A 14255-nucleotide genomic window follows, 5' to 3' on the forward strand; every position below is an offset into this window, starting at 1 on the left:
AGATAGAGAAAGTAAGAAAAGGAGAGTTTACCTTAAATTTATAATAGGGTCTGTTGATCTTTCAGGTATGCTTTTGTGAAATTAATTTTTTTTATAAATGAAATAAACAGAGAGCTTTAGCTCTCTGTTTATATATTGTTTGATGTTTATTATTTAATGCTGTGAATCAGCTTAAATGGGTAAATTTACTTACGCACTCATGCTAAAGTTTTCGTTATTTCTTGGGCTGCTTTTAGCAAAGCCGTGATGAACTTTGCTTTTTTCCACTGCCGCAAGATATTTCTTCCATAATGCCACAGGATATAAAGAGCTCGCATGAACTGATTCTAGATCACGCACAAATTGCGCTTCTTCTTCGTTTTCTGGTTGTAATAAACCATTAGCTAAGCCTTGCAGTGTATGTCCGTACTCTTCAAGTTCTAGCGACTCACGCTTATTAAAATAACCACTTCGAGAAAAACCGCGAGCAAACGTTCGATCGCCATAAAAAAATAAAGTGCCTTTACGAATTGTTGTATTCATACTATTCCCCTTTATCTGATGAGATAAATTCAATTAAACCGTTATATGAATTAAAAGTTTGATAAGCTGCCGTTATTAAATCTACATTAACGCAATCTAATAAGTATGTTTCCATATTAAAGTCATCTTGGTCTGAGTACTGTTTTTCTACACAAAAGTTGTAAATATTAAGCACAGTATCCAAATCAGGCGTTGACTCACTTAACTGCGATTCAAGGTCATTTGAATACCCGCTAAAACTAATCAAACTTAAAAGTAGTAAACAAGGTATAGTTTTCATTAAAATTCCTATTACGCAGTATTTGCCACTTGAATTTATGAAATATTTACCCTTTTGAAAAACAAAAAATATTTGTCGATAAGATAAGATTTATTTACAGTGTTGTTATAACCGATTATTAGGAATTTGGATGGATATCCGAGTATTTAAAACCTTTATTGCCGTTGCAGAAAATAAACACTTTGGGCGTGCAGCAGAAATGCTTTATATCACGCAAGCGGCAGTAAGTGCAAGAATCAAACAATTAGAAGAATTCTATGCTACACAACTACTTATAAGAGATAAAAACAATCTTAGGTTAACACCGTCTGGCGAAACTTTGCTTTCTCATGCACATTTAATGGTGAGTCAAATGGAGCAATCTAAAGTTGCGCTGTCTATCGCTAACCAACAAAAAATCAGCTTTAACATTGCTGCAACACCTAATATTTGGGATGCTTTTTTTAGTTCAAGAATTAAAGACGCTTTGGATCTATTTGAAAACCTAATGCTTGGCACAGAAATATCTGTAAGAGAAGCCATTCAACGCAAGCTCGATGACCGGACACTGGATGTTGGTTTACTGACAGATCCTATTAAAGACGATGGTTTTACCAATGAGCTTATTGGTCATTTTGATTTGTCGTTAGTCGGCACTCGACCTGAGTTTGATGCAGAGCTAACTGATTATATTTTAATAGATTGGGGAATAACGTTTCAAAAGGAGCATGTTTTACATCACAAAATTATTCCAAGCTTTAAATCATCAACCGCGATGATTGCATTAGAAGTTATTTTATCAAAAGGCGGATTTGCCTATTTGCCTAACGAATTTGTAGCAGATTTAGTTAACAAGAAAAAACTTTATGTTATTGAAAGCCCTATACAAATTAAAAGACCCATTTATATGGTGTACCGAAAAAATAACATTAACGAAAACCTGATCAATGAATTCAGACAATTATTTACTAACAGTCAGTAAACTCATTCATGAAGCTCTCAATTTATAAATAAGATTGAGAGCTTACAAATCAATTGCCAAAAGCTTTAATCAATAATTTGTACGGTTCCTGTTGTCCAAGCTTCTAACAATCCTTCCCAATACGTAACATCCCAGTTTCGGCTGTCGGCTTCATCAATCGCTGTTTTCATATATTTAACCACTTGGGAAAAATTACGATTTTTTCTATTTTTATGGGATATAGCTAATAAAAAGTAATACTCAGGATTCTCTTCTTTTATTTCGGTTTCTTCTATTTTTGCTAATAACTCAATTGCTTTGGGTACATCATGCAAGGTTTCATCAACCGCTAATAGTTTTAACTCAATCGCTTTTAACGTTGCACCTACATGACCTTTTTCGATCGCAGACTCGTACCAAAACAAAGCTTTTTTCTCATCATTAATCACCCAAGGGCTTTTATGTAAGATACTTCCTAGAACATATTCAGCTTTACTCATACCGTATTTACTGGCTTCTGAAAGCCAATGAATAGCCTCTTTAATATCTTTTTGTTCACGGTAAAGCTTAAAGCCGTACTCAAATTGCGCCTTCGGATGGCCACTTAAAGCCAACTTTTTCAATATGTTTTCAGCTTCATCTACTTCTTGTGGTAACCAAGTAAACGCCAATAACGCCATAGCATATTGATACTTGTCTGCCGTTGTAGTGCTTTTCCTAAGCTTTTTAGCTAAGCGACGAATACGGTCATACAAGCGTTCATTTTCCGCCTTCATTTGAAAGCCGCTATAGGTAGCGGTACCTAAATAACTACGATTAAAAAACTCAACTCGCGTACCTTCAAAAGTAGGCGGTGCTAGCGTACTACGCTCAATTAACTCAAGGCCACTACGTGGATAACCAATATTTTGCACACGCGATATATTACGTACCGAACCATCAGTTGCTACATCGTGATCTACAATTAAAAAATAAGGTCTACGGGTGAAATCAACCTCAGGACGACGAGAAAGTAACACGGCAGGATTGTCTGTTGGCTCTCGATCATATGTACTTAAACCATCATTAAGTCCAAATGCATCAGACCCTTCCTGAAAATCTAAAGGTGTTGCATCGTTAGCAGAAAAATTTTGGCTGAAACTTTCAAACATCATTTCAGGATCTTGATAATTATTTTCAAGTTTGCCTTCTCCACCAAAAGTGATTTTTTGAGGGAGGTTTTCAGTAACAATAATGGGGAAATATTGCTGATTTGTGGTTTGTTTCCCAAAGGTTTCTCTGAACACTAAAACAAGTTCATTGAAATAAGCTTGGTCCTCATTCGGCAAGCCCTTCAACATATCTTTTACAATTTTTTCAGCATCGTTAAATTGATATTCAGCCGCTAAAGCAAACCAAATCATCGCCTGTAGCTTATCGGCTTTAGTGCCTAAGCCTTTGTAATACATAGTACCTAATTGGTAATAAGCATGAGGACTACCTACGCCAGCAGCTTTTGAGTATTCTTTTTTAGCAAGTTCGTATTGTTGTGTAGAAAAGTAATCGTCTGCTTTAAAAACGTTAATAGCTAAAGCAGGGAAGGAAAAAGCGATTGTAAAACAAACAACCGTCCATAAATTTTTATGAAAATCCATTTTAATTATTCTTATCATTATTTTTGTTTTATTAAATAATTATAGCCGTTAATTATCACTTAAAAAATACAATAAACTTAAAAACAAATGTAACTTAATTTTTCAACCAAAAACGTAAGCCATTGATTAAAAACAAATATTTAAAAACTCATTAAAACTAAAAATAAATTAACCTATTTTATACAAAGAATAAATGGCCAGATTCACAAGCTCATCGTTCCAGGCTGAACCTAAGCACCTACTTCCTGTAGTTGAGGCATTTATTTTAATAATTAATTATCCTGATGATTAAATAAATAACGATGTAATTGACCATTTAGACGAGTATAAATACAAAAAAGCCAGCATATACCTTAATGGCAGCTGGCTTTAACGTTACACAATAACTTTAAAGATTACTGAGCGACTTTTACTCGAATTCTGTTACTAGCAATTCTTTTTTCATGCAAACTAGATAATGCTTTTTTTGCTTCGCCTTCATTAGGCATTTCTACAAAAGCAAAACCTTTTGATTTACCCGTTTCTTGGTCTAAAACAAGTGTACATTCTGTAACAGAACCATGAGCAGTAAATAAAATACGAATTTCTTGTTCTGTGGTTGAACGAGAAAGGTTACGAACTAAAAGTTTCATAATTAACCATTGGTGTGTTTCTTCTGCTGCAATTGTCTCACAAATACTCAACAGACTATATTCATTTGTGTATTTTATGAAAAATCTTCCTACTTACTCTATAACAGTCGCTTTATTATTTAGCGTATTAAAAAAGGTTTTTATTTCGTTAATTTCGTCTTTATTTAATTTAATGCCTAGCTGGTGCCAACCAGTATCTTCAATCGCTTGTTCTACCGTTGTTGCTGCTCCGTCGTGAAAGTAAGGTGCTGTGTTTAATATATTACGCAACGATGGAACTTTGAAAAAGTAGTTGTCGCCTGCTTTATCGGTGATAGCTCCTACGCCTTTATCTATTTTATTTGGATACGGATGAACGATGCCCATTTTCATAAACAACTGCCCTCCCAATAAAGGTCCGTTATGACAAGCCACACAACCTTTTTCGATAAAGGTGGTTAATCCTGATTTTTCTTCTGTGGTTATCGCCTTTTTGTCACCTAGCAAATATTCATCGAATCTGTCTTTAGTGATTAAAGTGCGCTGAAATGCCGCTAACGTTTTTGATATGTTTTTGATATTTATCGGCGTGGTCTCTAGAGGAAAAGCTTGTTTGAATTCGGTTAAATATCCTTTGTTGCTCAAACGGCTAGATACTTCTTTTTCAGAAGGCATAGCCATTTCTTTGGGATTAAATAAGGGAAATTTAACTTGTTGTTCTAGTGTTTTAGCTCGTCCATCCCAAAACTGAGCAACCTGCATACCCGCATTCCATGTAGAAGGGGAATTGCGTGTGCCAAATTTACCTAAAGCACCTATCGGCACGATCAGGTTATCGACTCCTGAAGCGTTATTAATAAGGTTATGACAGCTATTACATGACTGGGTTTGGTTTACTGAAAGCGCTGCTTCAAAGTACAGCTTTTTACCTAAGTTTATTTGTTGTGTCGTGTCCGTTTCGCTACCTTGCATAACCTTTGGAAGTGGTGCGAAAAACGATAAGGATACTGGGTTAATCGTGTTATTTGCGTAACTTTTACTTAAGGTAAGTAAAATAAGAAAGAGATAAAGTAACAGCGTTTTTTTATTCATAATTTTTAATGTACAGTTTTAATATACTGTTTTTAATGTAATTAATTTTCTGTAATAAAAAAAAGAGTTAGCACATAAGTATCGGCACTAACTCTTTTTATTTTATATCATGGTATTAACCTTTCAGCTCTATTTCAGGTCAAAGCGATCTAACTTCATCACTTTATCCCAAGCACTTACAAAGTCGTTTACAAACTTTTTATCGGCATCGGCAGAAGCATATACTTCAGCAATGGCTCTTAATTCAGAACTTGAGCCAAAAATAAGATCAACAGGTGTTGCCTTCCATTTTAACTCTCCTGAAGCACGGTCACGTCCTTCATAAATACCATTGTTAGATTTAGCCTTAACCCATTTATTCGACATATCTAATAAGTTAACAAAGAAGTCGTTAGTTAAAACGCCCGGTTTGTCTGTAAATATACCTAAAGATGAACCATCAAAGTTAGCGTTTAACGCACGCATACCACCAACAAGTACCGTCATTTCAGGAACATTTAAACCAAGTAAACTTGCTTTATCTACTAACATTTCTGTTGGCGACATATAGCTTTCGTCGCTGTAGTAGTTACGGAATCCGTCAGCATCTGGCTTTAAGTAATTAAACGACTTAACTTCTGTATTGGCTTGCGTTGCATCGGCACGGCCTGCTTTAAATGGTACTTCAACTTTATACCCTGCTTGTTTTGCTGCGCTTTCTACTGCGGCTGCGCCACCTAGTACAATAATGTCTGCTAACGATATTTGTGTACGAGACGATTTTTTATTGAACTGTTGTTGAATCGATTCAAGTTTAGCTAATACTCTGTTTAGTTCTTTAGGATTATTTACTTCCCAATTTACTTGCGGTTCAAGTTTAATACGCGCACCGTTAGCACCACCACGCATGTCAGTCACTCGATGGCTAGAGGCTGCTGCCCATGCCGTTCTTACTAATTCAGACGTTGTTAAACCAGAATCAAGAATTGTAGTTTTAAGCCTAGTGATATCTTTATCAGTCACTAGCTTATACGTAATTTCTGGAATAGGGTCTTGCCATGAAAGTACTTCGCTTGGTATGTCTGAACCCACATATCTTGCACGAGGTCCCATGTCACGATGCGTTAACTTAAACCATGCTTTAGCAAAGGCTTTATCAAACTCACGTGTGTCTTCTCTGAAACGTTCAACAATTTTACGGAACTCTGGATCTTCTTTTAACGCAATATCGGTTGTAAACATCATAGGGGCATGACGTTTGCCCGGAATATGCGCATCAGGCACTAAGTTAGCTGCTGCTGGATTGTCAGGCTTCCATTGAATCGCGCCAGCAGGGCTGTTAGTTTGTACCCAGTTAAAGTTCATTAAGTTATCTAAAAAGTTAGACGACCACTTTGTTGGTGTAACCGTCCAAGCACCTTCTAAACCACTGCCTGAAGCATCAGCGCCAACACCTGTACCACATTTATTTTTCCAGCCTAAGCCTTGTTCTTCAATTGGCGCGGCACCTGGCTCAACATCTAAACATTCAGATTTTTTAGCTCCATGAGCTTTACCTAGCGTATGACCACCGGCAATTAAAGCAACAATTTCTTCATCATTCATTGCCATACGCCCGAACGATGTTCTAATATCTTTTGCTGCTAATAATGGATCAGGTACACCATGCGGACCTACTGGGTTAACATAAATCAACCCCATTTCCATTGCACCTAATGGCTTTTTAAGTTTACCGTTTTTATCTCTTCGTTTGTCGGTCAGCATTTTTTTCTCAGGTCCCCAATATACTAAATCAGGTTCCCAATCATCGGCTCTACCGCCAGCAAAACCGAAAGTTTTAAAGCCCATAGATTCAAGTGCAACGTTACCCGAAAGCACCATTAAATCTGCCCACGAAATTTGACGACCGTATTTTTGTTTTACAGGCCAAAGTAATCTACGTGCTTTGTCTAGGTTTACATTGTCTGGCCAGCTGTTTAGCGGATCAAATCGTTGTTGTCCGCCCGATGCTCCGCCACGTCCGTCGTGTACGCGGTAAACACCTGAGCTATGCCAAGCCATGCGGATCATTAATGGTCCGTAATGTCCCCAATCAGCAGGCCACCAAGCTTTAGAATCAACTAAAGTGGTTTGAATATCTTTTTTCAACATCGCTATATCTATTTTTGCAAATTCTTTAGGGTAATTAAATTCATCACCATAAGGATTAGATTCAGCGCCGTGTTGACGTAACGGGCTAAGATTTAACTGTTCTGGCCACCAAAATTGATTGGTTTTAGCTTCACTTTCAGCAAAAGCTGTTGACGTGAAAGCCATAGAAGAAACAGCAACTGAAATTGCCGCCGTTATTGGAAGTGCTTTTTTTAACATGGTTAATCCCTCGTATTTCATCACTTTGTGTTAATTTGTTGTAGAAGTAATTTTCTGAATAAAGTGTAAATACGAGAGTATGTTTTGGATATTTGATTAACTGGAAGATAATGTTCTGTTTTTTGAATGAATGGAGTTTTTTCCTTTTAAATTATAGACTTGTTTTAATTTACAATTGATGTTTTGTATTTGTCATCCTATTCACTCCCCATAAACCACTGCCATTATTAGATAAAATTGATTAAAGTATCGATTACGTTCCGTTAAAACTAACATCAACTAGCATCAAATTATGATTTCATTCAAACAACTATATTATGCCTTGGCGATTGAAAAAACCTTACATTTCAAAAAAGCGGCTGAAGCTTGCAACGTTTCGCAATCAGCCCTTAGTACGGCAATAACCGAGCTTGAAAAGCAACTGGGGGTTACTATATTTGAGCGTAATAACAAACAAGTGCTTGTTACTCATAATGGGCAGCTGATTCTTACTAAAGCCAAAAAAGTAAAGCTTGAGTTAGATGAACTTTTACAAATATCGCAAACCAATAAACAACCTTTTTCTAACCCCATGAGTATTGGGGTTATTCCTACTATTGGCCCTTACCTTTTACCTAAAGTACTACCAGAAGTTAGAAAGCAACACCCAGATTTTAAATTAAGAATTATTGAAGAACAGTCTCACACCTTAGTAGATATGGTACGAACAGGCGACATCGATGCGGCTATACTCGCTCTACCTTTTCCTATTGAAGGGCTAATGAGTTTTAATTTTTGGAAAGAAGATTTTTACTGGATATGCCACAAAGATGAATGCCCAAGTAAGCTCCAAGAGATTACCAGCGAAGAATTAGAAATCGAAAAACTGATGCTATTAAAAGACGGACATTGCTTAAAAGAACATGCGCTCGCCGCTTGTAGCTTGCAAAATCAAACACAAAAATCAGACTTTGACTCAGCTACTCTACATACATTAATTCAAATGGTTGCAGGTAAGCTCGGTACAACATTGGTACCACATATGGCTTTAGATCAATTGATACACAACGAGTCTGAACTTAGAGCAATTCATTTAAATGAACCTAGCCCGCACCGCTCTATCGCCTTGGTAATAAGACCTAATTACGTAAGAACTAATGAAGTAACTGCCCTGATGAATATTTTTACAGAGCAGTTAACCAATAAGTGGGGATTGGCTCAAAAGTAATGTTTATTCAATTACATAAACGTGATTATGCGGCTATATTGAAAAGCCTTGAAGCCTTAATTAATAGGTCGACATACTTTGTGATAAGTTGGCAATTAAAAAGAAAAGTATAATGAAAAAGTTGTCACACCATAATTTAAAAACACTCAATCTTCATTTATAACAATACAAAGAAAATAATGATAATGACTAAAGGCTTTATAGTGATATTATGGGCTATTACATTCTCTTAAATTATCTACCCATGTTAGTTTTAATACCTAAGACAGGTTGCTGTTGACCTTACTTCATACCATTCATTCTGGCGATACAACATCGCTTTTTGAATCAATCACAAACGACATTATGGATAAGGGCTATAGCATTCGCCCTTATGCTTTACCTGAAAACTTAGCTCAATTGTTACTGCAACACGTTACGGTTATGTCTGACGAAAATTTTAAACGTGCAGGTATTGGCCGTGCTCAAGATCATACCGTTAACGACTTTGTTCGCACTGACGAAATATGTTGGATAACAGGCAACAGTGAAGCTGGTAGCGCTTGGATTAAGTGGACAGAGTCATTACGTGTTTTTTTAAACAAACGCTTATTTCTTGGATTGTTTTCGTTTGAAAGTCATTTTGCACATTATGCCAAAGGCGACTTTTACAAAAAGCATAAAGACGCTTTTAAAGGCGAAGATAACCGCATGTTATCGGTGGTGGTTTACCTTAATCAATTTTGGTCGCCTGACGATGGTGGCGAATTAGTGATTTACGATAATCAAGCCGAAGCGTCTACAATTATTGATAACAGCGTGATTAAAGTAACCCCTAATTTTGGTACTATCGTGGTGTTTTTAAGTGAAGACTTTCCACATGAAGTACTGCCTGCCAATAGAGATCGTTATTCAATTGCCGGCTGGTTTAGGTTGAATAACAGCATTGCGAATAATATTGATCCGCCAAGCTAAGTTTTGTGGATATCAGCCATTACGTCTGAATTAACAATATCATCCTTGTGGAAATTTTTGCTTCTGGTGTAAAACACGCATAATTCGGATTGTTTTTCCATCAACCCAATAAGATACAATCATTGAAACTTCAGGAATAATTAATAATCGCCCTCGAAATAGATCTCTTTGAACACCCATTAATGGGTGTTTGAGTAGACTTTTAACTTTAGCTTCAATAATTTGATCTTTTTTTCAGCTGAACAGGGGTAAAATCAAAAATACAGTTATACCTGCCCTCTAATTACGAAGCTTCTGTTTTCGATCTTCCATCTGAGCTTTAGCATCATCATGTGCGACAAAACGAGCTTTACCACTATCAAATTTATTAAATGCCGCATTTATTTGTTCTGATAACCATGCATCATGACCCATAGATTTTCGTTGCTTTTCAGCTCCCCTTTCAGCCATTAACTGTGCTAAACGTTTGGTTTCTTCATCAAGTCTAAACTGAATACGAGTGTCCATTGTAAGTGACCTTTTTACGTTTTTGTACCTACAATGTTAGCGCCTGCGAAACGTCAAGGAAACCTACAAACCTAACTCAGACAAGCTTGGAAAATCATCAGGTCGAACTGCGCCTTCCCATATGAATAATCGTTCTTTCTCGGTAATAGCTAAGTCGTTTATACACGCGAAGCGTTTACGCATTAAACCTAATTCATCAAATTCCCAGTTTTCGTTACCGTAAGCCCTGAACCATTGGTTTTCGGCATTTCGGTATTCGTAAGCAAAGCGTACTGCAATACGGTTTTCGGTAAATGCCCATAACTCTTTGATCAGCTTGTAGTCTAGCTCTTGTTGCCATTTACTTGTTAAAAACTCAACGATTTCGTCTCTGCCATTAATAAAGCTTGAGCGGTTGCGCCATTGACTATCTGCGCTATAAGCGAGAGACACTTTAAGTGGGTCTTTATTGTTCCAGCCATTTTCGGCGGCTCTTACTTTTATTTTTGCGCTATCTGCATCGAAGGGAGGTAAAGGTGGGCGTGAATTTTCCATTGTAATCATTCCAAATAGTAAATTAATAAAACAAAAAGTAGAACACTCTGTCTACCATTGAGTTATGGTAGACAACTTTGTATACTTACGCAACATTTTTATTTACCACCCTCCTTAATTGGAATTAATTTATGTCTGTAGCAAAAGCCAATGATAAACGCGTACAATTAGTTAATACCGCCTTACAGCTGTTTTATCAGCAAGGTATTCATGCCATTGGTATTAACGAAATATTGGCTAAGTCAGGCATTGCTAAAAAAACCTTATATAACCACTTTGCGAGTAAAGAGGCTTTGATACAAGCGTGTGTAATAGAGCGCGACAAACGTTTTATGCAATGGTTTAAAGCACGTTGTAGCAACACAAGTTCTACTGCTGAGTTTGTTGAACATCTGTTTAATGCATTGCATGATTGGATTAATAATCGCGAAACGATTTTAGAAAAATTTGATGGCTGTTTTTTTGTCAATACCGCTGCTGAATATGGCGATACAGGTAGTGAAATTTATCAATTATGTTTGCAGCATAAACTTAATATTAAGCAGTTTTTTCAACAACAACTAGCTATAAATATTAGTGATACAAAACAAGTAAATAGTTTAACTGATTTATTGGTACAGCTTAAAGAAGGCGTTATTAACTGCGCTTATGTAATGGATGATAAAGAAGCGGCATTAAAAGCAAAGCAACTCGCCTTAACGTTTTTAAAACATTAGTCTTACTTAATTTTCTGGTTTATCACGCTAAAAAACAATTACAAATACGCCACGCTTGTTTGATTTCGACCTGCATTTTTCGAACGGTAAAGTGCATCATCAGACAATTTTAAAAGGGCATCAAAACTGTTTTTTTCATTTTTATGGCTGACAACCAAGCCAATACTTATGGTGATACTGATGTTATCAATTACTTCATTTTCAACTTTTTTTCTCAGGTTTTCGGCTAATTTATAAGCATTAGCTTCATCTATGTCAGGTAATAGTAATACGAACTCTTCGCCACCAATTCTAGCGACTAGATCGTTTGCCCTGCGGTCTTCTTGCAATATAGTTGCTAGGTGCTTTAAAACTTTATCGCCAACGTGATGACCATAAGTGTCGTTAACCTGTTTGAAAAAATCGACATCAATTGACAATAATGCAAAGGTAGAAGGGTTTCGAGCAACCAAGTTAATGATTCTCGTTATCTGATTTTGTAGTTCGCGCCTGTTCATTAAACCGGTTAAGGGATCGGTTATAGCAAGCTGATAAAGCGCTTTAGATTGCTCTTCTAACTTGTCTTTAGCTTTTATTAATTCAGAATGAAGTTTATTCCGATTGCTGCATTCGTATAACGACCAATAAGATGTACCTTCTTCTCCTAATCTAATATTTACAACAACCGGTACCACTTGTTTGTTTTGATCTATAAAGGATAGCTGAATTTCTTGTGCAACGGTTTCAACAAGTAAAAGTGGGTAAATATAACTATCAATAAAAATATTAGATGCTTTTGTAAAACATGTAGCTATAGATGAATTAATCAATTCATTGTTAGGTTTAAAACTTAAATTGCAAATATAGTCATTACAAAAAATAATCTTGCGATATTTATTAACAATCATGTGCCCCGAACAAAAATCATTAAGATTTTGGCTGGCATTAATGGCGTTTAATGTTTTCAAATGAAACGGAGAATAATAGGAACAATGTCTTCATGATTGGTCATATGTAAGCAATGGCCTTCTGCATTAATCACTTCAAGCTCACAGTTATTTATATTTTCAGCCATGTATTTTCCAACTTGCACATCTGCCAATGAATCAGATTCACTTTGCAAAATAAGTGAAGGGCATGCAATGTCTTTTAGAATATGTCTGTAATCGGAGAAAAAAGTCGCTTTAGCAAAATTTTTCGCGATTAATGGATCTGTGCTACAAAAGCTTCCTGATAACTCAGCGATCAATTCAGGCGACTGAGAGCTTCCCATAACAAGTGGCGCTAAATAATTCGCCCAACCAATATAGTTTTTATCCATGAGTTCAACTAACTCTTCTAAATCACTTCGTTCAAATCCGCCTTCATAATCAGGAGGAACATTTAAGAAGCAAGGTGATGGACAGATCATAATAAGGTTAGTAATTATTTCAGGAATTTTGATTGAGGCAATTGAAGCGATAATGGAACTAACGGAGTGTCCGATAATACTGACATTGGTGAGTTTTAATTCGTGAATAATATCGATAATATCTTCAGCGTATCCTTCTAACGTTCCGTATTTTTCAGTCGAATAATCTGTCAATAACGACTTACCAGAACCCACATAATCAAAAAGTACGACTTGGTAATGTTTTTCTAATATGGGCTGCATAAATCGCCACATATTCTGATCACATCCAAATCCATGCGCAAGCATTAAGGTTGGACCATTTTTATTACCTGAAACTTTGACGTTATTTCTAATTTTTATGTTATTCATTACGACTAATTTTTAACAGCTCAATATTTGGAGTATAACCTAACTATTAAGCAAGACAAAACTAGCTGGTTTCGCCATGTTCAATATGAAAAGGGATGATGACTGACTCAATCGCCCTTTCAATAAAGAGCTCTGCAGCTTTAATACCTTTTTTCTCATTGTTCTGATGTATGGTTGTTAATTTAGGTTGAGAGCGTAACGCTTCGTCAATACCATCAAAGCCGACGATTCTTATGTCTTGAGGTATTTTAAGCCCCATAGCATTTATTTCTTGTATAGCGGCTAATGCAATCAGATCACTCATGCACAGTAAAACATTAGGGCGAGGCGTTGACGTTAAAGCTTCTCGCGCGGCTATCAATGCAAAGTGATGTTTGTTTTCAGGAATATTCCATACTCGATCAGAACGTAGCTCAACTCCAATCTCTTTAATCGCTCGGTTGTAACCATTCAAACGCTTGTGAGAAATAGAGCATTGATAATCTAAACCCGGTAAGTCATAAACACGCGAAGTTACGGTTGAGTCAAGTAACCTTAGGCCGAGAATAGCCACGGCATCGTCTTTTGAATGCAAAGCCAGTTTGGCTATTTCGTAAGCCGCTTGTTCGTTATCAATACCAACAGATGCTTTGCGATCTATGTCAAAGTCGGCAGTAACTACTTTTTTATTTGTAACTCTTAACTGCTCAATTAAGGCTGTATTGCGCGGGCTACCATAACAAATAAAGCCATCAACAAAGTCAGACACTGCATTAATATTTTCTGAAGTACCTGAAAACAATAACAAATTAACTTTGCTTTGTTCTAATACTGACGAGACCCCTTTAACAAACTTGCTTGCTACGGGGTCTGTAACCATATATTCAACACTGTCGGGCAGTACTAAAGCAACTATATTAAAGTGACCTTTTCTTAACGACTGTGCTGCTCTGTTTGGGCCTGAGTAACCAATTTCTTTGCAAGACTCAAGTATTTCATCTCGGCGCTTTTTAGAGAGTTGATCTGGCCGATTAAATGCATTAGAAACCGTGGCATTTGAAACACCCAATTTTTGGGCAACACTTTTTAGCGTCCAAGCTTTTTTATCTATCATGTTTACCTTTCATATTCTTGTTTGTCTAGAGTATCTGAATACTATGAAATCGACTTCAAATTAAACTTTATTTTT

Annotated in this window: 16 protein-coding genes; 4 read left to right on the top strand and 12 right to left on the bottom strand. The window is 36.4% G+C overall.

Translation table 11 applies throughout. The features are described from left to right. Positions 1-189: 189 nt before the first annotated feature. Both maoP and B0X80_RS06755 read right to left on the bottom strand, forming a co-directional pair. Positions 190-522, bottom strand: coding sequence for a DUF413 domain-containing protein (maoP, locus tag B0X80_RS06750; protein ID WP_077339076.1), 333 nt, complete (start codon positions 520-522; stop codon positions 190-192). 1 nt (position 523) lies between these two features. Continuing rightward, on the bottom strand, positions 524-802 hold the full coding sequence (locus B0X80_RS06755) for a hypothetical protein (protein WP_077339077.1): 279 nt from the start codon (positions 800-802) through the stop codon (positions 524-526). A gap of 130 nt (positions 803-932) precedes the next feature. Here B0X80_RS06755 and B0X80_RS06760 point away from each other — a divergent pair, with 130 nt between their 5' ends. Beyond that, complete coding sequence (locus B0X80_RS06760; protein ID WP_077339078.1) at positions 933-1763, top strand: LysR family transcriptional regulator; 831 nt, start codon at positions 933-935, stop codon at positions 1761-1763. 65 nt (positions 1764-1828) lie between these two features. Here B0X80_RS06760 and B0X80_RS06765 read toward each other — a convergent pair whose 3' ends face one another. The 4 genes from B0X80_RS06765 to katG all read right to left on the bottom strand — a co-directional run bounded on the left by B0X80_RS06765 (position 1829) and on the right by katG (position 7428). After that, complete coding sequence (locus B0X80_RS06765; RefSeq protein WP_175623891.1) at positions 1829-3376, bottom strand: tetratricopeptide repeat protein; 1548 nt, start codon at positions 3374-3376, stop codon at positions 1829-1831. A gap of 395 nt (positions 3377-3771) precedes the next feature. Then, positions 3772-4008 carry an RNA recognition motif domain-containing protein gene (locus B0X80_RS06770; protein ID WP_077339193.1) on the bottom strand — a complete coding sequence of 79 codons (237 nt, stop codon included), beginning with the start codon at positions 4006-4008 and terminating at the stop codon, positions 3772-3774. Positions 4009-4101: 93 nt separating this feature from the next. Beyond that, positions 4102-5079, bottom strand: a complete 978-nt coding sequence (locus tag B0X80_RS06775) for a cytochrome-c peroxidase (RefSeq protein ID WP_077339080.1) — start codon at positions 5077-5079, stop codon at positions 4102-4104. 129 nt (positions 5080-5208) lie between these two features. After that, on the bottom strand, positions 5209-7428 hold the full coding sequence (gene katG / locus B0X80_RS06780; protein ID WP_077339081.1) for a catalase/peroxidase HPI: 2220 nt from the start codon (positions 7426-7428) through the stop codon (positions 5209-5211). Between the two features lie 292 nt (positions 7429-7720). Between katG and B0X80_RS06785 the strand changes: the two genes are divergently transcribed. Both B0X80_RS06785 and B0X80_RS06790 read left to right on the top strand, forming a co-directional pair. Further along, on the top strand, positions 7721-8635 hold the full coding sequence (locus B0X80_RS06785) for a hydrogen peroxide-inducible genes activator (RefSeq protein WP_077339082.1): 915 nt from the start codon (positions 7721-7723) through the stop codon (positions 8633-8635). Positions 8636-8905: 270 nt separating this feature from the next. Continuing rightward, positions 8906-9589, top strand: coding sequence for a 2OG-Fe(II) oxygenase (locus B0X80_RS06790; RefSeq protein ID WP_245825408.1), 684 nt, complete (start codon positions 8906-8908; stop codon positions 9587-9589). Positions 9590-9628: 39 nt separating this feature from the next. Here the strand turns inward: B0X80_RS06790 and B0X80_RS20555 are convergent, their stop codons facing one another. The 3 genes from B0X80_RS20555 to B0X80_RS06800 all read right to left on the bottom strand — a co-directional run bounded on the left by B0X80_RS20555 (position 9629) and on the right by B0X80_RS06800 (position 10630). Next, the gene (locus B0X80_RS20555) at positions 9629-9769 is read right to left on the bottom strand and encodes a type II toxin-antitoxin system RelE/ParE family toxin (protein ID WP_089024843.1); all 141 of its coding nucleotides are present in this window, start codon (positions 9767-9769) and stop codon (positions 9629-9631) included. A gap of 99 nt (positions 9770-9868) precedes the next feature. After that, entirely contained in the window at positions 9869-10096 is a 228-nt protein-coding gene (locus B0X80_RS20305) for a damage-inducible protein J (protein ID WP_089024844.1), read from the bottom strand. 63 nt (positions 10097-10159) lie between these two features. Beyond that, complete coding sequence (locus tag B0X80_RS06800) at positions 10160-10630, bottom strand: nuclear transport factor 2 family protein (RefSeq protein ID WP_077339083.1); 471 nt, start codon at positions 10628-10630, stop codon at positions 10160-10162. A gap of 131 nt (positions 10631-10761) precedes the next feature. Here B0X80_RS06800 and B0X80_RS06805 point away from each other — a divergent pair, with 131 nt between their 5' ends. Then, positions 10762-11346, top strand: coding sequence for a TetR/AcrR family transcriptional regulator (locus tag B0X80_RS06805; protein WP_077339084.1), 585 nt, complete (start codon positions 10762-10764; stop codon positions 11344-11346). A 38-nt stretch (positions 11347-11384) separates the two neighbouring features. On the opposite strand, the gene B0X80_RS06810 is transcribed toward B0X80_RS06805, so the two are convergent. From B0X80_RS06810 to B0X80_RS06820, 3 genes are all read right to left on the bottom strand, one after another. Beyond that, entirely contained in the window at positions 11385-12233 is an 849-nt protein-coding gene (locus B0X80_RS06810; protein ID WP_077339085.1) for a GGDEF domain-containing protein, read from the bottom strand. Between the two features lie 56 nt (positions 12234-12289). Continuing rightward, positions 12290-13087: an alpha/beta fold hydrolase gene (locus B0X80_RS06815; RefSeq protein WP_077339086.1), complete on the bottom strand. Its 798-nt coding sequence runs from the start codon at positions 13085-13087 to the stop codon at positions 12290-12292. A 61-nt stretch (positions 13088-13148) separates the two neighbouring features. Beyond that, entirely contained in the window at positions 13149-14180 is a 1032-nt protein-coding gene (locus B0X80_RS06820; RefSeq protein WP_077339087.1) for a LacI family DNA-binding transcriptional regulator, read from the bottom strand. Positions 14181-14255 lie beyond the last annotated feature (75 nt).

Origin of the sequence: Pseudocolwellia agarivorans (assembly GCF_002000085.1) — a bacterium.
In the GTDB taxonomy this organism is placed as follows: domain Bacteria; phylum Pseudomonadota; class Gammaproteobacteria; order Enterobacterales; family Alteromonadaceae; genus Pseudocolwellia; species Pseudocolwellia agarivorans.

Coding starts and splice junctions, on each gene's coding strand:
- B0X80_RS20555 (WP_089024843.1), bottom strand. CDS start 9,769: ATGGGTGTTCAAAGAGATCTATTTCGAGGGCGATTATTAATTATTCCT.
- B0X80_RS06760 (WP_077339078.1), top strand. CDS start 933: ATGGATATCCGAGTATTTAAAACCTTTATTGCCGTTGCAGAAAATAAA.
- B0X80_RS06805 (WP_077339084.1), top strand. CDS start 10,762: ATGTCTGTAGCAAAAGCCAATGATAAACGCGTACAATTAGTTAATACC.
- B0X80_RS06820 (WP_077339087.1), bottom strand. CDS start 14,180: ATGATAGATAAAAAAGCTTGGACGCTAAAAAGTGTTGCCCAAAAATTG.
- B0X80_RS06775 (WP_077339080.1), bottom strand. CDS start 5,079: ATGAATAAAAAAACGCTGTTACTTTATCTCTTTCTTATTTTACTTACC.
- katG (WP_077339081.1), bottom strand. CDS start 7,428: ATGTTAAAAAAAGCACTTCCAATAACGGCGGCAATTTCAGTTGCTGTT.
- B0X80_RS20305 (WP_089024844.1), bottom strand. CDS start 10,096: ATGGACACTCGTATTCAGTTTAGACTTGATGAAGAAACCAAACGTTTA.
- B0X80_RS06815 (WP_077339086.1), bottom strand. CDS start 13,087: ATGAATAACATAAAAATTAGAAATAACGTCAAAGTTTCAGGTAATAAA.
- B0X80_RS06810 (WP_077339085.1), bottom strand. CDS start 12,233: ATGATTGTTAATAAATATCGCAAGATTATTTTTTGTAATGACTATATT.
- B0X80_RS06755 (WP_077339077.1), bottom strand. CDS start 802: ATGAAAACTATACCTTGTTTACTACTTTTAAGTTTGATTAGTTTTAGC.
- B0X80_RS06785 (WP_077339082.1), top strand. CDS start 7,721: ATGATTTCATTCAAACAACTATATTATGCCTTGGCGATTGAAAAAACC.
- maoP (WP_077339076.1), bottom strand. CDS start 522: ATGAATACAACAATTCGTAAAGGCACTTTATTTTTTTATGGCGATCGA.
- B0X80_RS06770 (WP_077339193.1), bottom strand. CDS start 4,008: ATGAAACTTTTAGTTCGTAACCTTTCTCGTTCAACCACAGAACAAGAA.
- B0X80_RS06765 (WP_175623891.1), bottom strand. CDS start 3,376: ATGGATTTTCATAAAAATTTATGGACGGTTGTTTGTTTTACAATCGCT.
- B0X80_RS06800 (WP_077339083.1), bottom strand. CDS start 10,630: ATGGAAAATTCACGCCCACCTTTACCTCCCTTCGATGCAGATAGCGCA.